General features: G+C 74.1%; 14 protein-coding genes. 6 read left to right on the top strand and 8 right to left on the bottom strand.

The annotated features are described in order from the left end of the window. Nucleotides 1–51 precede the first annotated feature (51 nt). Together AB0C99_RS34410 and AB0C99_RS34405 are read left to right on the top strand one after the other, a co-directional pair. Nucleotides 52–1,206, top strand: a complete 1,155-nt coding sequence (locus AB0C99_RS34410) for an erythromycin esterase family protein (protein ID WP_362483587.1) — start codon at nucleotides 52–54, stop codon at nucleotides 1,204–1,206. Nucleotides 1,207–1,556: 350 nt separating this feature from the next. After that, complete coding sequence (locus tag AB0C99_RS34405) at nucleotides 1,557–3,863, top strand: glycosyl hydrolase family 18 protein (RefSeq protein WP_362483585.1); 2,307 nt, start codon at nucleotides 1,557–1,559, stop codon at nucleotides 3,861–3,863. A 24-nt stretch (nucleotides 3,864–3,887) separates the two neighbouring features. Here AB0C99_RS34405 and AB0C99_RS34400 read toward each other — a convergent pair whose 3' ends face one another. After that, the gene (locus tag AB0C99_RS34400) at nucleotides 3,888–4,298 is read right to left on the bottom strand and encodes a VOC family protein (RefSeq protein ID WP_362483583.1); all 411 of its coding nucleotides are present in this window, start codon (nucleotides 4,296–4,298) and stop codon (nucleotides 3,888–3,890) included. A gap of 46 nt (nucleotides 4,299–4,344) precedes the next feature. Further along, nucleotides 4,345–7,116, bottom strand: coding sequence for a SpoIIE family protein phosphatase (locus tag AB0C99_RS34395; protein ID WP_362483581.1), 2,772 nt, complete (start codon nucleotides 7,114–7,116; stop codon nucleotides 4,345–4,347). A gap of 209 nt (nucleotides 7,117–7,325) precedes the next feature. On the opposite strand from AB0C99_RS34395, the gene AB0C99_RS34390 reads away from it, so the two are divergent. Then, nucleotides 7,326–8,390, top strand: coding sequence for an enoyl-CoA hydratase/isomerase family protein (locus AB0C99_RS34390; RefSeq protein WP_362483579.1), 1,065 nt, complete (start codon nucleotides 7,326–7,328; stop codon nucleotides 8,388–8,390). A gap of 226 nt (nucleotides 8,391–8,616) precedes the next feature. Further along, a complete protein-coding gene (helR, locus tag AB0C99_RS34385) occupies nucleotides 8,617–10,782 on the top strand; it encodes an RNA polymerase recycling motor ATPase HelR (RefSeq protein ID WP_362483610.1) in 2,166 nt (721 codons plus the stop codon). On the opposite strand, the gene AB0C99_RS34380 is transcribed toward helR, so the two are convergent. After that, complete coding sequence (locus AB0C99_RS34380; RefSeq protein ID WP_362483577.1) at nucleotides 10,769–11,593, bottom strand: VOC family protein; 825 nt, start codon at nucleotides 11,591–11,593, stop codon at nucleotides 10,769–10,771. The two genes, helR and AB0C99_RS34380, sit on opposite strands and share 14 nt — an antisense overlap. 228 nt (nucleotides 11,594–11,821) lie before the next feature. Here AB0C99_RS34380 and AB0C99_RS34375 point away from each other — a divergent pair, with 228 nt between their 5' ends. Further along, nucleotides 11,822–12,739, top strand: a complete 918-nt coding sequence (locus AB0C99_RS34375) for a glutaminase (protein WP_362483575.1) — start codon at nucleotides 11,822–11,824, stop codon at nucleotides 12,737–12,739. 132 nt (nucleotides 12,740–12,871) lie between these two features. On the opposite strand, the gene AB0C99_RS34370 is transcribed toward AB0C99_RS34375, so the two are convergent. The 5 genes from AB0C99_RS34370 to AB0C99_RS34350 form a co-directional block, all read right to left on the bottom strand. Further along, nucleotides 12,872–13,516 carry a 1,4-alpha-glucan branching protein gene (locus tag AB0C99_RS34370; RefSeq protein ID WP_362483573.1) on the bottom strand — a complete coding sequence of 215 codons (645 nt, stop codon included), beginning with the start codon at nucleotides 13,514–13,516 and terminating at the stop codon, nucleotides 12,872–12,874. A gap of 88 nt (nucleotides 13,517–13,604) precedes the next feature. Next, entirely contained in the window at nucleotides 13,605–15,050 is a 1,446-nt protein-coding gene (locus tag AB0C99_RS34365; protein ID WP_362483571.1) for a GH1 family beta-glucosidase, read from the bottom strand. Between the two features lie 130 nt (nucleotides 15,051–15,180). Then, a complete protein-coding gene (locus AB0C99_RS34360) occupies nucleotides 15,181–16,038 on the bottom strand; it encodes a carbohydrate ABC transporter permease (protein ID WP_362483569.1) in 858 nt (285 codons plus the stop codon). A gap of 3 nt (nucleotides 16,039–16,041) precedes the next feature. Then, entirely contained in the window at nucleotides 16,042–17,046 is a 1,005-nt protein-coding gene (locus tag AB0C99_RS34355; RefSeq protein ID WP_362483567.1) for a sugar ABC transporter permease, read from the bottom strand. Between the two features lie 137 nt (nucleotides 17,047–17,183). Further along, nucleotides 17,184–18,539 (bottom strand): ABC transporter substrate-binding protein, encoded by a 1,356-nt coding sequence (locus AB0C99_RS34350; RefSeq protein ID WP_362483566.1) that lies wholly within the window; start codon nucleotides 18,537–18,539, stop codon nucleotides 17,184–17,186. Nucleotides 18,540–18,875: 336 nt separating this feature from the next. Between AB0C99_RS34350 and AB0C99_RS34345 the strand changes: the two genes are divergently transcribed. Beyond that, nucleotides 18,876–19,982, top strand: coding sequence for a LacI family DNA-binding transcriptional regulator (locus AB0C99_RS34345; RefSeq protein ID WP_362483564.1), 1,107 nt, complete (start codon nucleotides 18,876–18,878; stop codon nucleotides 19,980–19,982). Nucleotides 19,983–20,122: the final 140 nt, after the last annotated feature.

Here is a 20,122-nt window from a genome sequence, read left to right as displayed (position 1 = left end):
GTTTCGGCGGTCGAAGTCTCCACCGTTCTTTCAAGGATACGGTTGAGGTTCATGAGCCAGGACCTCCATGACCTCGTGACCCCCGCCTGCACCCTGCTGGGGCTCGGCGAGCCCAGCCACCAGGAGCCCGCCTTCGGGCGGCTCCGCAACGTCCTCCTCGCCTCACTCGCCGGGCGCGGCTTCCGCTCCGTCGCCCTGGAGACCGACCGCGTGGCCGCCCTGCGCGTCGACGCGTACGTCCGGGGCGGGGACGACGACCTCGACGCCGTCATGGCCGAGGGCTTCTCGCACGGCTTCGGCGCCCTGGACGCCAACCGGGAGCTCGTCGCCTGGATGCGCGCCCACAACGCCGAGCGCCCGCCCGCCGAGCGGCTCGCCTTCCACGGCTTCGACCTCCCGACCGAGAACTACAGCGCGCCCAGCCCCCGCGCGTACCTGGCGCACGTCCGCCGCTATCTGGGCCTCGGGCCCGAGGACCCCTTCGCCGAGGCGCTCGGCGACGACGAGGACTGGAGCCGCCAGGAGGCCGTCCTGGACCCGGAGCGCTCGCCCGGCGCCGGGCCCGGGGCCGAGCGGGCCCGCGCCCTCGCCGACGACCTGGTCACCGCGCTCCACGCCCGCGCGCCCGAGCTGATCGCGGCGGGCTCGCTCGACGAGTGGCGGCGGGCGCGGACCCACCTGACCGCAGCCGTCGGCCTGCTGCGCTACCACCGGCGGTGCGCCGAGCCCGGCGAGCCCGGCGCCCGGATCACCCGGCTGCTCGCCACCCGCGACGCGCTGATGGCCGAGAACCTCCTCGCCGTCCGGGAGGCCGAGGAACTCCGCGGCCCCACCCTGGTCTTCGCCCACAACCTGCACCTCCAGCGCACCCCGAGCACCTGGAGCGCCGGGGAGCTGAGCGCCACCTGGTCCAGCGCCGGGGGCATCGCCGGGGCGCTGCTCGGCGAGCGGTACGTGTGCGTGGCCGGGAGCGTAGGCCGCAGCGAGGCCCTGGGTCTGGCGGAGCCCGCGCCGGACACGTACGAAGGGGGCCTCCAGGGGCTGGTCCCGGGCTGGGGGGCGGTCCGCGCCGGGCGGGTGCCGGACGGGCGGGTACGGGTCGGCGCCGAGCCCGCCAAGGGCTACTTCCCGCTCGACCGGGCGCTGCTCGACGGCGTCGACGCGGTGCTGCACCTCCCCGACGCGGCGGCGGTCACCGCGCCCTGAACTGGTCCGTACGGAAGCGGCGGTCCGCGCCCCGAGCGCGCGGCCGGTGCGGCACCCGGCCGCCCCCGCGAAGGGGCGGCCGGGCCGTGCGTACACGGTCCTGCGTGGAACGGCGGTGCCGAGCGGGGGCGGGACCGGCCCACACCGGCCCGTCCCCGACCCGCCCACCACGGTGGAGTAGACCACTGGGCGGCGTCAAGCGTCCCGCGACGCGTTGACGCAATGGTCCGGACCAACTACGGTGCCGTTGGCTCCCGTTCGGCGGTCCCACAGCCGCAAGGCCGCACCCGAGCCCCCACACGGTCCCGCGACGCGCTCCCGTACCCCTCACACGCGTCCAGGGAGACCCGATGGACACAGCCCGGAGAAGCCGCAGACGCCCGCGCCACGGCAGAGGACTCCTCGTCCTGCTCGCCGTGCTCCTCCTCCCGATCGCCGCCCTCGCCGGACCGGCCGCCGCCCCCGCGCAGGCCGCCGGCGCCGTCACCGCCACCTTCACCTCCGAGAACAACGGAAGCTGGTGGCGCGGCGTCCTCGTCATCCGCAACGGCACCACCGCCCCCGTGAACGGCTGGACCCTGGAGTTCGACCTGCCCACTGGTGTCAGCGTCAGCTCGCACTACAACGGCGACGCCACCGTCACCGGCCGCCACGTCACCGTCCGCAACGCCCACTACAACGGCACCGTCGCCGCCGGCGGCTCCACCGAGCCGTACAGCTACTGGTTCGTCGCCACCGGCCCGCAGACCGCCCCCACCGGCTGCACCGTCAACGGCGGCAAGTGCGACGGCAGCCCCGACGTGCCGCCCGGCGCCCCCGGCACCCCGCGCGCCACCGCCGTCACCGTACGCACCGTCAGCCTCGACTGGACACCCGCCGCACCCGGCGACCACCCCGTCACCGGCTACGACGTCCTCTCCCAGGGCGCCGTCGTCGCCACCTCGACCTCCACCTCGGCCACCGTCACCGGACTGGCCCCGGCCACCGCGTACGGCTTCACGGTCCGCGCCAAGGACACCCGCGGCAACCTCGGCCCCGAGAGCCCGCCGCTCGCCGTCACCACCGTCGACCCGGCGAGCGACCCCAACCCGCCCACCGCGCCCGGCGCGCTGCGCGCCACCGCCACCACCTCCTCCAGCGTGAGCCTCGCCTGGACCGCGGCCACCGACGACAAGGGCGTCGTCGGCTACGACGTCTACCGCGGCGGCACCCTCGTCCGCACCGTCCCCGGCACCTCCACCTCGGTCACCGTCAGCGGACTCGGCCCGGCCAACCCGTACACCTTCACCGTCCGCGCCCGCGACGCCGCCGACAACGCCTCGCCGCCGTCCAACGCGCTCACCGTCACCACCGCCGACCTCGCCCAGGGCCGCTACCTCAAGGTCGGCTACTTCGCCCAGTGGGGCATCTACGGGCGCCAGTACTTCGTCAAGAACCTCGACACCTCCGGCGCCGCCGCCTCCCTCGACGTCGTCAACTACGCCTTCGAGAACATCGACCCCGTCAACCTCACCTGCCAGGCCGGAGTCACCAAGGGCGTCGGCTCCAACCCGCAGGACCCCGACCAGGGCACCGGGGCGGGCGACGCCGACGCCGACTACGCCCGGCCCTTCAGCGCCGCCCAGTCCGTCGACGGGGTCGCCGACGACGGCTGGGGCAAACTGCGCGGCAACTTCAACCAGTTGAAGAAGCTGAAAGCCAAATACCCGAACCTGAAGGTCGTCGTCTCCCTCGGCGGCTGGACCTACTCGAAGTACTTCTCCGACGTGGCCGCCACCGAGGCGTCCCGGCAGAAGTTCGTCCGCTCCTGCATCGACGTGTGGATCAAGGGCAATCTGCCCGTCTACAACGGCGCCGGCGGCGAAGGCACCGGCGCGGGCGTCTTCGACGGCATCGACCTCGACTGGGAGTGGCCCGGCTCGCCCGACGGACACCCCGGCAACCACTACGGGCCGCAGGACAAGGCCAACAACGCCGCCCTCGTCGCCGAGTTCCGCAAGCAGCTCGACGAACTCGGCGGCGAGCACCGCCTGCTGACCGCCTTCACCCCCGCCGACCCGGTCAAGATCGGCCAGGGCTGGGACCTCACCCGGGCCGCCACCGACCTCGACTACGCCATGGTCCAGGGCTACGACTTCCACGGCGCCGGCAGCGACAACTCCTGGGAGCCCAACCGCACCGGCCACCAGGCCAACCTCTACACCGACGCCCAGGACCCCTACGGCTTCCACTTCAGCGTCGACGAGGCCCTCAAGCCCTACCTCGCCGCCGGCTTCAACCCCCGCAAGCTGACCATCGGCATCCCCTTCTACGGACGCGGCTGGCAGGGCGTCGCCGACGGCGGGGCCGCCGGCGAGTGGCAGAGCGCCACCGGGGCCGCCCCCGGCCAGTTCGCCGAGGAGGCGGGCGTACGCGGCTACTCCAACCTGATCGCCTCGGTCCCCGGCCTCACCGTCCGCCACGACGAGCAGTCCGGCGCCACCTACGGCTACACCGGCGCCGGCGGCCAGTGGTGGAGCTTCGACGACCCCTGGTCCATCGGACGCAAGACCGCCTACCTGAAATCCAAGGGCCTGCTCGGCGTCTTCATCTGGGAGATGTCGGGCGACACCTCCCAGGGCACCCTGATGACCGCTCTGCGCACCGGACTCGGCTGACCCGGCGGACGGCGACGGGTCCGCTCAGGGCTCCGTGACGACGAGCTCCACCTCGAAGCCGTCCGCGTTCTCCAGATAGGCCGCACAGGTCTGTTCCCCGCCGGCATGCGGATGCCGGTCGGGGAACAGCAGCCGCCACCCGCCCGCGACCGCCCCCTCGACCAGGCCGTCGAACTCCGCCCGCGTCGCCACGTGGAACGCCAGGTGGTTCAGCCCCGGGCGCAGCCGGTCGTGCGCGGCGGCGCTGAGCGCGGGCGACTCCTCCACGACCAGGTACGTGGCCCCGAGCCGCCAGCTCCGGCCCCCCTCCCAGCTCTGGTACGGGGCGTAGCCGAGCGAGCCGAGCAGCGGGCCGAACGAGGCGACGGCCCGGCCGATGTCGGGCACCCACAGCTCGACGTGGTGCAGGGTGTCGGTGGCGACGGGCGCGGTCACGTGCTCCTCCAGGAAACGATGCGGTGCGCCCGCCCGTACCCCGCCCTCACCAGGCGAGATCCTCCAGGGCGTCCGGATCGACCGGCCCCGCCGCCGCGACGCCGCCCGCCTCGTCCGGCGTGACCGGCAGCTCCGCCCAGATCGTCTTGCCGCGCCGCGCGTACCGCGTCCCCCAGCGCTGCGCGAACTGCGCCACCAGGAAGAGACCCCGCCCGCCCTCGTCCGTGTCCGTCGCGTGCCGCAGGTGCGGCGAGGTGCTGCTGCCGTCCGACACCTCGCAGATCAGCGCCCGGTCGTACACCAGCCGCACCCGCACCGGCGGCTTGCCGTACCGGATCGCGTTGGTGATCAGCTCGGACAGCACCAGCTCCGCCGTGAACCCGACCTCCTCCAGACCCCAGGCCGCCAGCCGCGCCGCCGCCTCGTTGCGGACCGGGGAGACCGCCGACGGATCGCCCGCCACCTCCCACTCCGCGATCCGGTCCGCCGGGATCCGCCGGGCCCCCGCCACCAGCAGCGCGATGTCGTCCGACGGCACCGGGAACAGCATCGCCGCGAGCACGTCCGCGCAGGTCTGCTCCGGCGACCGGTCCGGCCGCGACAGCGTCTTCCGCAGCAGCGCGAGACCCGTGTCGAAGTCCCGCGCCCGGTCCTCCATCAGCCCGTCCGTGAACATCACCAGCTTGCTCCCCGGCTCCAGCCGCAGCCGCGCCGACTCGAACGGGTGCTCGCCGAGCCCCAGGCCCAGCGGCAGCCCGGCCGGCAGCGCCGGGAACTCCACGCTGCCGTCGGGACGCACCAGCGCCGGACCCGGATGCCCCGCGCTCGACATCGTGCAGTCGCCCGTCGTCGGGTCGTAGATCACATACAGGCAGGTCGCCCCCGTGCTGCCCTCCGCCGGACCCTCCCCGTCCTGCTCCGCGCCGTCCTCGGGACCCGGCTCGTTCTCCTCGCCGAGCCGGTCGATCAGCTCGTCCAGATGCCCCAGCAGCTCCTCCGGCGGCAGGTCCAGGGTCGAGAAGTTCGCCACCGCCGTCCGCAGCCGTCCCATCGTCGCCGCCGCGTGCACCCCGTGCCCCACCACGTCCCCGACCACCAGCGCCACCCGCGCGCCCGGCAGCGGGATCACGTCGAACCAGTCGCCGCCCACCCCCGCCTTCGCCGGCAGATAGCGGTGCGCCACCGACACCGCGCTCTGGTCCGGCAGCACCCGCGGCAGCAGGCTCCGCTGCAGCGCCACCGCCATCGTGTGCTCCCGGGTGAACCGGCGCGCGTTGTCGATCGCCAGCGCCGCCCGCGCCGCCAGCTCCTCCGCGAACGACAGGTCCTCCTCCCCGAACGGCTCCGGCGTGTCCGCCGCGCGCCAGAAGTTCGCCATCCCCAGCACCACCCCGCGCGCCAGCAGCGGCACCGTGAGCAGCGAGTGCAGCCCGTACGCCACCGCCTCCGCCGCCCCCTCCGGGTCCTGCACCCGCCAGCCCTGCGCCGACGCCAGGTCCGCCTGGAGCACCGCCCGCCCCTCGTCCAGGGCCGAGGCCATCGGCGTGGTCGGCACCACGAACCGGATCAGATCCCCCACCGGCTGCAGCGGCGAGCCCCCGCGCACCCCGGTCAGCGCCGTCCGCCGCATCTCGGTGAACGCCCCCGACGGCTCCTCGCCCCGCACCACCGGATCCAGCAGCTCCACCGTCACGAAGTCGGCGAACCTCGGCACCGCCACCTCCGACAGCTCCTCCGCCGTCCGCACCACGTCAAGCGTCGTCCCGATCCGCGTCCCCGCCTCGTACAGCAGCCGCAGCCGCCCCCGCGCCACCTCCGCCCGGCCGGTCAGCGCGGCCAGCTCCGTCGTGTCCCGCATGGTCATCACACAGCCGCCGTCCGGCGCCCCGTCCGCCGTCGGCCGCACGTTCACCGCCAGCAGCCGGTCCCCGGCCGCGCGCACCTCGTCCGTCACCGCCCGCCCGGACACCAGCAGCTCCGCCGTGGCGGGCTCCAGACCGAGATCGGCGACATGGCGCCGCTCCGCGTCCGCGGGCAGCCGCAGCAGCCGCCGGGCCTCGTCGTTGGCGAGCAGCAGCCGCCCGTCGGCCCCGACGATGACCACGCCCTCCTTCACCGAGTGCAGCACCGCCTCGTGGTGCTCCTTCAGCCGCGTCATCTCCGCCGGGCCCAGGCCGTGCGTCTGCCGCCGCAGCCGGGCGCTCACCAGACCGGCCCCGCCCACCGCGATCACCAGACCGCCCGCCGCCGCGCCCAGCAGCACCGGCAGCCTGCCCTCCACCGCCTGGCCGACCGTCTCCACCTCGACCCCGCTGGCCACCATGCCGACCACGGTGCCGTCCGCCGCGCGCACCGGCACCACCGCCCGCACCGCGTCGTGCGGCGCCCCGCGGTAGACCTCCGTGAACGCCTGCCCGGCCCGCGCCCGCGCGATGTCCCCCTGCGCCCGCTGCCCGATCAGGCTGGGATCGGAATCCGTGTAACGGGCACCGTCCGGGGCCAGCACGGTCACGAAGTCGACGCCCGAACCGATCCGCGCCGCCTCCGCCCGCGCCTGCAGGGCCGCCGTCGGATCCGGCGACCGCAGCGCCTCCGCCAGCCCCGGCGCGTGCGCGAAGCCCTCCGCGACGGCCAGCGAACGGTTCCGGGCCTCGCGCTCGCTGTCGTACCGCCCCTGCAGGACGAGCGCCAGCGCCGCCGCCGCGATGATCAGCAGCGCGATGAGCGCCTGCAGGGCGAAGACCTGGCCCGCTACGCTCCGCAGTCCGGTGGGCCGCCCCTGGGGGCCACCGGCGGACCGGTCCGCGCCTCCCGTCACGGTGCGCTCCTTCCCGCCCTGTCCACGGGCGCCTCCCTCCATGCTGCCCCCGGGGCGACCGGCAGGGGAAACGGGACGGGGCCGAGAGGCCCTGTCCGCGCGCCCGGCGGCCCGTTACGGTGGGTGGAAGATCGTTTCGTCCGGCGGCGCGCCGGCCACCCGGCGGGACCGATCGCCGACCACCCGTCACCGGCAGGAAGCAGCGACACATGTCCCACGGCACCGCCGACCCCCGTGAGCCCGACGTCCTGGTGCGCACCGAGGGCCGGGCAGGCTTCCTCACCCTCAACCGGCCCCGCGCGATCAACGCCCTCACCCACGCCATGGTCCGCACCCTCGACGAGACCCTGACCGCCTGGGAGCACGACCCCGCCGTCGAGACCGTCGTCATCCTCGGCGCGGGGGAGCGCGGACTGTGCGCCGGCGGCGACATCCGGGCCATCCACGACGACGCCCGCGCCGGAGGCCACGCCACCCCCGGCTTCTGGCGCGACGAATACCGGCTCAACGCCCGGATCGCCCGCTACCCCAAGCCGTACGTGGCCCTCATGGACGGCATCGTCATGGGCGGCGGCGTCGGCGTCTCCGCCCACGGCTCGCTGCGCGTCGTCACCGAACGCTCCCGGATCGCCATGCCCGAGACCGGCATCGGCTTCGTCCCCGACGTCGGCGGCACCCGCCTCCTCGGCCGCGCCCCCGGCGAACTCGGCCTCCACCTCGCCCTCACCGGCACCCCCGTCGGCGCCGCCGACGCGATCCTGACCGGTCTCGCCGACCGGTACGTGCCCTCCGCCGACCTCCCGGCGCTCACCGACGCCCTCACCCGGCACACCGCCGCCGAAGCGGTCGCCGCCCACGCCCGCCCCGTGCCCCCCGGCGTCCTCGCCGCCCAGCGCGCCTGGATCGACGCCTGCTACGCCGCCGACACCGTCGAGGACCTCGTGGCCCGCCTCACCGACTCCGGCGTCCCCGAGGCCAAGGAGACCGCGGGCGTGCTCCTCGGACGCTCCCCGATGGCCCTCAAGGCCACCCTCGCCGCCGTCCGCCGCGCCCGGGGGCTCGACTCCCTGGAGGCCGCCCTGGACGTGGAGTACCGGCTCTCCTGCGCGGCCCTCTCCTCGCCCGACCTGGTCGAGGGCATCCGCGCCCAGGTCGTCGACAAGGACCGCGACCCGCACTGGAACCCGGCCACCCTCGCCGAGGTCACCGCGGCGGACGTCGAGCGCTGGTTCGCCCCGCGCGCGGCCGGCGAACTGGGCCTGGCGGTCGGCTGACCGGGGGCGGGGAGACCGGCTGACCGAGGGCAAAAAGAAAGACGAGGAGCTCAACGCTCTCCTCGCCACTCTCAACTTATAGCGCACAGGGGGGCTTGCGGCAAGGCCCCCCGTCTCCCGCACAATCGCCCATCGAGGCCAGGACCTGCGGAAATGGGAGATCCACTCAGTGCGTGTGCCGTCGACCGTCCATGAACACCCCCACCACCAGCGCCACGGCCAGCCCGTGAGCGGCGGCGCCTTCGCGCTGCCCGGGAACCTGTCGGCCAAGGCCGACCCCGCGCTCATCGCCGCCGACGAGCGCCACTTCGCCGCCGTCGCGCGGAGCCTGGAACAGTCCGTCGCGGAACTCTCCGACACCCTCGACGAGCTCCGCCGCACCCCCGGCGGCGCGGGCCGCGCGGCACTCGACCGTGACAGCGAGATCCACCGGCTGACCGCCCGGCTGCGCGCCCTGCGCCGCTTCGGCCTCGACCTGTGCCTCGGCCGGATCGTCACCGACGGCGCCGAGGGCGGGGCCGCACCCGACGGCGAGGCCGGACCCGTCTACATCGGACGGCTCGGCCTCACCGACGCCGAGGGCCGCCGGCTGCTCGTCGACTGGCGCTCGCCCGCCGCCGAACCCTTCTTCGCCGCCACCCACGCCGCCCCCATGGGCCTCGCCAGCCGTCGCCGCTACCGCTGGACCGGGGGCAGGATCACCGACTACTGGGACGAGGTCTTCACCCCCGACGGCTTCGAGGGCCACGCCGCCCTCGACGACCAGTCCGCCTTCATCGCCAGCCTCGGCGGCGAGCGCTCCGCCCGGATGCGCGACGTCCTCGGCACCATCCAGTCCGACCAGGACGCGATCATCCGCGCCGGATCGCGGGGCGCCCTCGTCGTCGACGGCGGCCCCGGCACCGGCAAGACCGTCGTCGCCCTGCACCGCTCCGCCTACCTCCTCTACTCCGACCCGCGCCTGGGCCACCGCCGCGGCGGCGTCCTGTTCGTCGGCCCCCACCAGCCGTACCTGAACTACGTCTCCGACGTCCTGCCCAGCCTCGGCGAGGACGGCGTGCGCACCTGCACCCTGCGCGACCTGGTCGCCGAGGGGGCCGCCGCGCCGCCCGAGACCGACCCCGAGGCCGCCCGCCTCAAGGCGTCGGCACGGCTCGTCCAGGCCGTCGAGAAGGCCGTCCGCTTCTACGAGGAGCCGCCCGCCGAAGGGATGCGCGTCTCGACCGACTGGTCCGACGTGTGGCTGAGCGCGGGCGACTGGGCCGAGGCGTTCGAGGCCGGCGGGCGCGGCACCCCGCACAACGAGGCCCGCGAGCGGATCTGGGACGAGCTCGTCGCCATCCTGCTGGAGAAGCTCGACGACGACGTCCCCGAGGAGCTGTTCCGCAAGGCGCTCCGGCACGACCAGGAGCTCGTCGACACCCTCGACCGCGCCTGGCCGATTCTGGAGGCGACCGACCTCGTCGGCGACCTCTGGTCCGTACCCGCCTATCTGCGGCTGTGCGCCCCCTGGCTCACCCCCGACGAGGTGCGCACCCTGCGCCGCGCCGACCCGCGCGCCTGGACCGTCTCCGACCTGCCGTACCTGGACGCGGCGCGGCAGCGGCTCGGCGACCCGAAGTCCTCGCTGCGCGAGCGGCGGCGCGACGCGGCCCTCGCCGCCGAACGCGAGCGGATGGCCGGGGTCATCGACAACATCCTCGCCGCCGACGACGACGGCGAGGGCGCGGTGACCATGCTCAACGGGCGGGACCTGCGCGACAGCCTGATCGACGACGGCGCGCTGCCCGGCGCCGACGTGGACGAGCTGGCCGGCCCGTTCGCGCACATCGTGGTCGACGAGGCCCAGGAACTCACCGACGCCGAATGGCAGATGCTGCTCCTGCGCTGCCCCTCCGGGAGCTTCACCCTCGTCGGCGACCGGGCCCAGGCGCGCCACGGCTTCACCGAGAGCTGGCGCGAACGCCTGGAGCGGGTCGGCCTGGACCGGATCACGATGGCCTCCCTGAGCATCAACTACCGCACCCCGGAAGAGGTCATGGCGGAGGCGGAGCCGGTGATCCGGGCCGCGCTGCCCGACGCCAACGTGCCCACCTCGGTCCGCGCCGCCGGAGTCCCCGTCGTCCGCGGCGCCGTCGGCGAGCTCGACACGGTCCTCGACGACTGGCTCGCCGCGCACGCCGAGGGGACCGCCGTCGTCATCGGCGCCCCGGAGTTCGAGGAACGGCCCCGCGTCCGGTCGCTCACCCCGACACTGGCCAAGGGCCTCGAATTCGACCTGGTGGTCCTCGTCGACCCGGACGCCCTCGGCGACGGCGTCGAAGGAGCCGTCGACCGCTATGTGGCGATGACCAGGGCGACCCGGCAGCTGGTGGTCCTCACAGGGTCCTGATCCCCGCGTCCGGCCGGTCCCCGTCGCTCTCGTCCAGAGTGAACAGGCCGCCCTGCGGGTCCCGCACGGTGGTGCGCCGACCGGCCGGGGCGCGCCACCCGTCGTCGGCCTCGGGGACGAGCGAACCGCCGTGGTCGAGGACCGCGGCGGTCGCCCGCTCCAGGTCCGGCACCAGGAAGTGCACCAGCCAGCGGGGGCGCCGCTGCGGCTGCTCGGCGGACGCCTCGGCCGGGCCGCTGTTCAGGCGCGCGACGGCGTCGCCCCGGCGGCGCAGGACCACCTGGTCGTCCTCGTAGGACACCTCGAAGCGCTCCGCGCCGCCGCCGTCGACCCAGTCGAGCACCCCGCCGTAGAAGACGGCGGCGTCGAAGGCGCTGCCCGTGTGCAGCTCCAGCCACGCCGGGGCGGCCACCTCGCCGACCCGCCAGCGCGAGGACACCCGGCCCTCCCAGACCCCGAAGGCGGCGCCCTCCAGGTCCGTGGCGAGCGCGGCCCGCCCGCGCGGCGGGAAGGCGAGCGGCCCGACGCCGACCGTGCCGCCGCGCTCGCGGATCCGGGCCACCGCCGTGTCGGCGTCGGCGACCGCGAAGAACGGCGTCCAGGCCACCGGCACCGCCATCCGGTCGACGATCTCGCCGATCCCGGCCACCGGGGTGCCGTCCCGCTCGCCGACGGAGAAGCCCCGGCCGAGCGGGCCGTGCCGGAAGGTCCAGCCGAGGACCGCCCCGTAGAACCGCTCGGCGGCCCCGAGGTCACGCGCCGACAGGCTCAGCCAGCACGGCGCACCCGGCGCTTCCGCGGACAGCGGCACCCGGCTCACCTCACTCTCGGTACTCTCGGTCCGTCGCTCGGGCGGGGGCGTGCCCCAGGGGCCACCCTCGCCCGGACCCCGCGCCCCCGCCACTCGGTGACCGCGGAGTCCCGGGGGCCGCGGCGACCGCACGGTGACCGTACCGACGGGTATCCGGCCGCGTCGGAACGGTCCTGAAGAAGACGCACCGACAGCGCTCCCGGCCCCCGCCAGGCGCATGATGTGAACATGCTGCTGACGTTCGCACCCGTCCTGGACCGCATCGCCGAGGAGATCGCCGGCCTCACCGAGCGCGGCCGTCCCGCCGACTACATACCGGCCCTCGCCTCCGCCGACCCGAACAGCTTCGGCATGGCCGTCGCCGAGCTCGACGGCACCGTGTACGGGGTGGGGGACTGGCAGCGGCCCTTCTCCACCCAGTCGGTCACCAAGGTCTTCACCCTCGCCCTCACCCTGGCCCGCAAGGGCGACCCGCTCTGGGACCACGTCGGACGCGAACCCTCCGGCAACCCCTTCAACTCGCTCGTCCAGCTGGAGTACGAGAACGGCATCCCGCGCAACCCCTTCATCAACGCGGGCGCCCTCGTCGTCACCGACCAGCTCCACCGGATGACCGGCGACGCCTCCGGCGTCCTGCTCGACTTCCTCCGCGCCGAGAGCGGCAACCCCGACCTCGACTTCGACCGGGACGTCGCCGCCTCCGAGAACGCCAACGGCGACCGCAACGCGGCCCTCGCGCACTTCATGGCCAGCTACGACAACATCGCCAACCCCGTGCCGACCCTGCTGCGCGAGTACTTCCGCCAGTGCTCCATCGAGGCGTCCTGCGCCGACCTGGCGCTCGCCACCGGCTTCCTCGCCCGCCACGGCATCCGCGCCGACGGCACCCGGCTGCTCACCCGCAGCCAGGCCAAGCACGTCAACGCCATCATGCTCACCTGCGGCACCTACGACGCCGCCGGCGACTTCGCGTACCGCGTCGGCCTGCCCGGCAAGAGCGGCGTCGGCGGCGCCATCGTCGCCGTCGTCCCCGGCCGCTGCACCCTGTGCGTGTGGAGCCCCGGCCTCGACGCGCGCGGCAACTCCGTCGCAGGAGTCGCCGCGCTCGACCGCTTCACCACCATCACGGGGCTGTCCGTGTTCTGAACCGGGCGGCGACGAGGGGGCTCCGACCCGGGGCGGTGCCGAGGGAACTCAGGCCCAGGGCGGCGCCGAGGGAGCTCTGAGGCGTACGCCGCCAGAGCGAGCTCCGACCCGGGCGCCGCGCCCGGGCACGGGTCAGTCCGCGTCCAGCACCCGCACGTACGCGCCGCGCGGCTCCCCGCCGTCCGGGAGCAGCCAGCCCGCCGTCACCCCGCCCCGCGCCCCCGCCGCCTCCGCGCCGAGGACCCGCGCGAACCGCAGCACCGGCGCGTCCGCGCCGAGCCGCACATCCGTCCCGTACGCCCCCTCCTCGACGACCGGCGCGGCACCGAGGTCCCAGGAGCCCGGCCCGTCGAACGACGCCACGACCGTCAGGTCCGGGGCGTCCGACACGCTCTGCGCCTGCGCCACCGCCCGCCCTTCGAGCAGCGCCGCCAACTCGCCCAGCAGCACCGGGTCGTACGCCCCGTCGTACACCCACCGGGTGCCCAGCACCCCGTGCTCGGACGTGCCGATCAGCGCGCCCTCCGCCCCCGCCAGCGGCGCGCCCCGGTACGTCAGCGGCACCAGATAGGACACGACCTCCGCGCCCGACGAGTCACTGACCGCCATGAAGTCGACGCCCACCTCGCCCGCCGGGTCGTCGAGCCGGAAGCCGCCCGCCCGCTCCAGGACGGGCACCGCGCCCGCCGGCCCCCGGTACCAGGGGCGGCCCGGCAGCCAGGCTTCCAGGAGCTCCAGCTTGGTCGGCTTCATCGTGGTCTTGTGAATGACGGCCATGGTTCGTGCACTTCCTCCGAGACGAAACGGTTCCGGGCGGACGCCCCCGCCCGGAACCGTACCTCTCCCGGCCGACATCGGGCCGGAATCAGCCCTCCGCTCCCGGCGCCCGCAGCTCACCGGACCGGGCCACCCCCCCGTACCAGCGCGCGCTCGACTTCGGCGTGCGCCGCAGCGTCCCGTAGTCGACGTGCACCGCGCCGAAGCGCTTCGCATAGCCGTACGCCCACTCGAAGTTGTCGAGCAGCGACCACAGGAAGTACCCGGACACATCCGCCCCGTCCGCCACCGCCCGGTGCACCGCCTCCAGATGCGCGTGCACGTACGCCGCCCGCTCCGGATCGTGCACCGAACCGTCCGGGCCGACCACGTCCTCGTACGCCGCCCCGTTCTCGCTGACCACCAGCGGAAGCCCCGGATACCGCGCCGACACCCGGACCAGCAGGTCGTACAGCCCCGTCGCGTCCACCGGCCAGCCCATCGCCGTCCGCGCCCCCGCCGCCCGGTGGAACGCCACGTCCCCGGCCCCCGGCCACGGCGAGTGCGCGCTGTCGCCGTGCCCGTCGTCCTGCGGCCTCGCCTCGCCCGCCGCGACCCGCGAGACCACCGTCGGCGTGTAGTAGTTGATGCCCAGCCAGTCCAGCGGCTGCCCCGCCGCCGCCTCGTCCCCGTCCCGTACGAACGCCCAGTCGGTCAGGTGCGCCGTGTCGGCGAACAGCTCCTCGGGATAGGCCCCCTCCAGCATCGGACCCAGCCACACCCCGTTCCCGACCGTGTCGATCCGCCGCGCCGCCTCCCGGTCCGCGGCCGACGCCGTCAGCGGGCGCACCTCGTGCAGGTTCAGCGACACCGCCAGCTTCGCCTCCGCCGGCAGCGCCGCCCGCAGCGCCCGCACGGCGAGACCGTGCCCCAGATTGAGGTGGTGCGCGGCCCGCAGCGCCGCCACCGGGTCGGTGCGGCCCGGGGCGTGCACCCCGGAGCCGTAGCCCAGGAAGGCCGAGCACCAGGGCTCGTTGAGGGTGGTCCAGCGGGTGACCCGGTCGCCCAGCGCGTCCGCCACCAGACCCGCGTACGCGGCGAAGCGCTCCGCCGTCGCCCGCTCCGGCCAGCCTCCCGCATCCTCCAACTCCTGCGGCAGGTCCCAGTGGTACAGGGTCAGCGCCGGCTCGATGCGCGCCTCCAGCAGCTCGTCCACCAGCCGCCGGTAGAAGTCCAGCCCCTTCCGCACGGCCGGTCCCCGCCCCGTCGGCTGGACGCGCGACCACGAGACCGAGAACCGGTAGGAGTTCAGCCCCAGCTCGCGCATCAGCCCGACGTCCTCGCGGAAGCGGTGGTAGTGGTCGACGGCCACGTCGCCGGTATGGCCCTCGAAGACCTTCCCGGGCGTGTGCGAGAAGGTGTCCCAGATGGACGGCGTACGCCCGTCCTCGGCCGCGGCGCCCTCGATCTGGTACGCGGCGGTGGCCGCGCCCCACAGGAAGCCGGGCGGAAAGCGGCGGACGGCGGTGAGCGGCCGGGTTTCGGACGCGGTCATGGCAGAGCGCTCCCAACGCAGAGGAGATACGGAGAAGAGGAGGAAGAAGAGAGGAGAGGGGAGAGGAAGGGAGGGGAGGGGAGGGGCGAGGGGGGAGGAGGCGGGGCCAGGGTCCCGGAGGACGGCGCGGTCAGCTCTTGACCGCGCCCGCCGTGATCCCCCCGACGATGTGCCTTCCGAGCACGGCGAACACCAGCAGCAGCGGCACCGTCGAGATCAGCGCCCCGGTCAGCACCACGGCCTGGTCGACCGTGTGGTTGCCCGCGCCCAGGCCCGCCAGCGCCACCTGGAGGGTGGGACTGCCGTCCGGGGTGAGCGCGATGAACGGCCAGAAGAAGTCGTTCCACGCCTGTACGAAGACCAGCATCCCGAGGACCGCCATCGCGGGCCGCGCCACCGGGAACACCACGTGCCAGACGATCCGCAGCGAGTGCGCCCCGTCCATCCGGGCCGCCTCCACCAGTTCGACGGGCAGCGCCTCCACCAGGTACTGGCGCATGAAGAACACGCCGAACGCGGCGACCAGCGAGGGCAGCACCACCGACTGGAGCTGGTCGACCCAGCCGAGGTCCGTGATGATCCGGTACAGCGGGATCACGCTGAGCTGCGGCGGGACCGTCATCGTCGCCACCACCAGCGTCAGCAGCGCGCCGCGCCCCTTGAACGGCAGCTTGGCGAAGGCGAATCCGGCCAGGGTGGCGAACAGCACCGTGGACACGGCGACCAGCGACGCGACCACCGTCGTGTTGACGAGGGCCTCGCCCATGTCCACCTGGTTCCAGGCGAACGACAGGTTGTCGAAGAGGCGCGGCCCGGGCAGCAGCGGCGCGGGCGCCTCGACCACGCGCTCCCCGCTGTGCGAGGCGGCGACGAGGTTCCAGTACAGCGGGAAGAGCGAGAAGAGGGCGGCGGCGCCGAGCAGGACGTAGGTCAGCGGACCCGCGTGGTGCTGCCGGCCGGCCGACGGCCCGCGGAGGATTCGGGCCATGGGTCAGCTCCCCGGCTTCGTGCGGTGCGAACGGGACAGCAGCGCCTGGACGCCGCCGACGAGCAGCAGGATCAGCAGCATCACCCAGGCGATCGCGGACGCCTGCCCGAGCGCTCCGGTGACCCAGCCCTTCTCGTACATGAGCAGGCTGAGCGTCTGGAACTGGTTGCCGCTGCCGCCCGAGACGCCCACGCTGCCGCCGTAGAGCATCGGCTCGCCGAAGAGCTGGGTGGCGCCGATGGTGGAGACGATGACGGTGAAGAGGATGGTGGGCCGGATCGACGGGATCGTGACGCTGAGGAACTGGCGCCACCGGGACGCCCCGTCGAGTGCCGCCGCCTCGTACAGGTCCTGCGGCACGGCCTGCATGGCGGCCAGGTAGATGAGGGCGTTGTAGCCGGTCCAGCGCCAGATCACGATCGTCGAGATCGCGATCTGCGCGGGCCACTTGGACGCCTCCCAGTCGACCGGTCCGAAACCGGCCCAGCCGAGCAGCGAGTTGATCATCCCGTAGTCGGTGTTGAAGAGCTGGGCGAAGACCAGGGTGGCCGCCGCGATGGAGGTCGCGTACGGGGCGAGGACGGCGACCCGGAAAAAACCCCGGGCGCGCAGGCGGTAGTTGAGCAGGTGCGCCAGGCCGAGCGCCATGAGGAGCTGGGGGACGGTCGAGAGGACGCCGATGGTGAAGGTGTTGGCCAGCGCGTTCCAGAAGAACTCGCTGGTGGCCAGGTCGGTGTAGTTCTCCAGGCCCTTCCAGCGTGCGTCGCCGCCGAGTTCGACCCGGTGGAGCGAGAGCCAGCCCGTGTAGAGCAGCGGGAAGAGCCCGAAGGCGGCGAAGGTGAGGAAGAAGGGGGCGACGAAGGCGTACGGGGTCGCCTTCAGGTCCCAGCGGTATAGCCGGGTCCGGCGGGCCGCGGCGGTGGGGCCGGTGCGGCGGGGCGGGACGGGGGAGGGCGGTGCGCCGGGCGACGGGGAGCCGCCGTCCCTCGCCCGAAGGGAGGTGGCCACGAGGGCGTCCTTCCGGGTCGGTGCGTGCGGGGTCTGCGGGGTCTGTGGGGTGTACGGGGTGTACGGGGTCGGGGTGTGCGGGGCGCGTGTGGGGGGTGGTGCGTGCGGGGCGGGGCCGCGGCTCCGGGCCGCGGCTCCTACTGGTCGATCTTGTCCTCGGCCAGCTTCCGCACGTTCTCCCACGCCTTCGCCGGGTCCGTGCCGCGCTGCTCGATGTCGAGGATGCCGTTGTCGGTGAGGAAGGTCTTCAGCTGCCCGTCCCAGCGGCTGATCGGGGCGGGCCGGATGCTCGCGGCGGCGGTGGAGAAGATCTCGCCGACCGGGGTGTCGCCGAAGTACGGCAGCTTGGCGCCGACCACGGCGGGGGAGGAGAGCGTGTCCTTGGTGGAGGGGATGTTGCCGTTCACCGCGAAGACCTTCGCGTGCTGCGCCGGGGCGGTGAGCCAGGCGGCCAGCTTCGCCGCCTCCTCCGCGTGCTTGCCGGACTTGGGCACGGCGAGGAACGAGCCGCCCCAGTTGCCCGCCACCGGGGGAGCGGCGATGTCCCACTTGCCCTGGTTGGCCGCGCCGGCCTGGTCCTTGATGATGCCGGTCATCCAGCTCGGGCAGGCGACCGTGGCGAACTTCTCGTTCTTGAAGGCCGCGTTCCAGGTGCCCTTCTCGTCGAACTGGCGCAGTTTGGCGGTGAGTCCGCCGCGCGTCGCCGCCACGGCGGTGTCCCACGCCTTCTTCACGCCGGGGCTCTTCTCCCAGGCGAGCTGCCCGCTCGCGTCCGCGTACTGCTCCGGCTCGCTGGAGATGACGGCGTTGAACAGGCCGCTCGCCGAGTCGTGGAAGGAGGTCCCCGCGGGCGCCTTCTTCTGGTAAGTACGGCCTGCCTCAAGGAACTTCGACCAGTCCCCGGCCCAGAGCCCGCCGACCTCGGTCCGGTCGGTGGGCAGCCCGGCCTTGGCGAAGAGCTCCTTGTCGTAGCAGATGGCCATCGGGCCGATGTCGGTGCCGAGGCCGATCACCTTGCCGTCGGCGGTGGTGGCCTGCTTGACCTTCCAGTCGAGGAAGGCGCCGAGGTCGGCGCCGCCGGTCTTGGACAGGTCGACCCACTTCCCGGCCATCGACGGGCCGGTGGCCTCGGCGATGTAGCCGACCTCGACGGCCTGGATGTCGGCGAGGCCACTGTTCCGGGAGAGGCGCAGCTTGAGGGTGTCCCAGTACTTCTGGCCGTCGGCGACGTTCGACTCGACGATCTTGATGTTCGGGTGCGCCTTCTCGTACTCGGCGTAGAGCTTGGCGCCCGTCTTGTCGTCGTAGCCGAACGAACCGAAGGTGCCGATCCGCAGCGTGATCTTCCCGTCCGCGGCGGCGCCCGATCCGTCGCCGCTGCCGCAGCCCGCGAGCAGGGCCGTGCCGGCCGTCAGGGCGGCCACGGCGGCGAGCACGGTACGGCGGCGGCGTCCGCGGCCGGCCATCCGTCTGCTGCTGCTGGAAGTGCGCATTCCACTCTCCTCGTCCAGGGTGGTGCTGGCTGTGCGCCAAGGGGGTACGGACGGCTCTCGCGGCTCGGATCCGGAGGTGCGCCACCATGTGGGAGCGCTCCCATGCCGTCGCTGCCGGAAGGTTCCTGCCTGCCGGGTGCTGGTGTCAAGACGCTTGCACGGATCGGCCGTTGGAAGGTGCGCGTACGGCCGCCCCATGGGTCCCGCTATCGTGGGAGCGCTCCCAACTCGAAGGATCCGACCCGGGCCCGGTCCTGCCGGAACCGCCGGTCGTGGCCTATCTTGACCAGATCGGCGCATGGGGGCCGAGGCCCGCACGAGGGGAGTACGAAGGTCGTGAACGGACGGCAGAGTGGCAGGCCCACGCTGGAAGAGGTCGCCGCCAGGGCCGGGGTCGGCAGGGGCACCGTGTCCCGGGTGATCAACGGCTCGCCCCGGGTCAGCGAACAGGCCCGCCAGGCCGTCCACCGCGCCATCGAGGAGCTCGGCTACGTGCCCAACCAGGCCGCCCGCACCCTCGCGGGCAGCCGGACCGACGCCATCGCCCTGGTGATCCCCGAGACCGAGGCGCGGCTCTTCGCCGAGCCCTACTTCCTCGACATAGTCCGGGGCGTGAGCGTCGAACTCGGCGACGCCGACAAGCAGTTGCTGCTCACCCTGGTCCGCACCGAGCGGGAGCGGCAGCGGTTCGCGCAGTACCTCGCCGCCCAGCGCGTGGACGGGGTCCTGCTCACCTCCCTGCACGCCGACGACCCGCTGCCCGACCTCGTCGAGGGGCTCGGGCTCCCCGTCGTCCTCGGCGGCCGGCGCTCCGCCGACGAGCCCGCCGCCTACGTCGACTCCGACAACACCGGAGCGGGCCGCGCCGCCGTCGCCCACCTCGCCGAGCGCGGGCGCCGCAGGATCGCCACGATCACCGGCCCCCTCGACATGTACGCGGCCCGGGCGCGCCTCGACGGCTACCGGGAGGGCATCGCGGCGGCCGGACTCTCGCCCGACGAACTCCTAGTCGCCACGGGTGACTTCACCGAGGAGGGCGGCCGGAGCGCGATGCGCGAGCTGCTGGTCCGGGCCCCGGACCTGGACGCGGTCTTCGCCGCCTCGGACGTCATGGCGGCCGGCGCGCGCGGCGTCCTGCGCGAGGCGGGCCGCCGGGTCCCCGAGGACGTGGCGCTGGTCGGCGTCGACGACTCGGCGGTGGCCCGCCTGATGGACCCGCCGCTCACGAGCGTGCGCCAGCCGATCGAGGAGATGGGCCGCAGGATGGCGCGGATGCTCCTCGACCGGATCGGGGGGACGGGGGAGCCGGTGGCGGAGAGGGGGACGGCGACGGATCCGGACGCGGCCGTGCCCTCGATGTCGGACTCGGCTGGGGACACGGGCTCGGCCGTGGCGCGGGGGAGCGTGCTGCCGACGACGCTGGTGCAGCGGCAGTCGTCGTGAGGGACGGGCGGCGGACCCGATGACGTGAGCGGGGGGAGCGGGGGCCGCGCCGCCGGGCGTCCCCGCCTCCTCCAGCAGCCGGCAGGTCTCGTCCAGCATGTGGTTGTAGCCGGATTCGCCGACCACGTCCGGATCGCGGA

Source organism: Streptomyces sp. NPDC048659 (assembly GCF_040650575.1).
In the GTDB taxonomy this organism is placed as follows: Bacteria; Actinomycetota; Actinomycetes; order Streptomycetales; family Streptomycetaceae; genus Streptomyces.
The sequence above is the reverse complement of the archived record's forward strand: the minus strand, read 5'-3'. Positions and strand labels throughout refer to the sequence as shown.

What these genes read in the sequence shown, in the direction of transcription:
- AB0C99_RS34410 (WP_362483587.1), top strand. Translation starts at nt 52, where the DNA reads ATGAGCCAGGACCTCCATGACCTCGTGACCCCCGCCTGCACCCTGCTG.
- AB0C99_RS34405 (WP_362483585.1), top strand. Translation starts at nt 1,557, where the DNA reads ATGGACACAGCCCGGAGAAGCCGCAGACGCCCGCGCCACGGCAGAGGA.
- AB0C99_RS34390 (WP_362483579.1), top strand. Translation starts at nt 7,326, where the DNA reads ATGTCCCACGGCACCGCCGACCCCCGTGAGCCCGACGTCCTGGTGCGC.
- AB0C99_RS34375 (WP_362483575.1), top strand. Translation starts at nt 11,822, where the DNA reads ATGCTGCTGACGTTCGCACCCGTCCTGGACCGCATCGCCGAGGAGATC.
- AB0C99_RS34370 (WP_362483573.1), bottom strand. Translation starts at nt 13,516, where the DNA reads ATGGCCGTCATTCACAAGACCACGATGAAGCCGACCAAGCTGGAGCTC.
- AB0C99_RS34365 (WP_362483571.1), bottom strand. Translation starts at nt 15,050, where the DNA reads ATGACCGCGTCCGAAACCCGGCCGCTCACCGCCGTCCGCCGCTTTCCG.
- AB0C99_RS34360 (WP_362483569.1), bottom strand. Translation starts at nt 16,038, where the DNA reads ATGGCCCGAATCCTCCGCGGGCCGTCGGCCGGCCGGCAGCACCACGCG.
- AB0C99_RS34350 (WP_362483566.1), bottom strand. Translation starts at nt 18,539, where the DNA reads ATGCGCACTTCCAGCAGCAGCAGACGGATGGCCGGCCGCGGACGCCGC.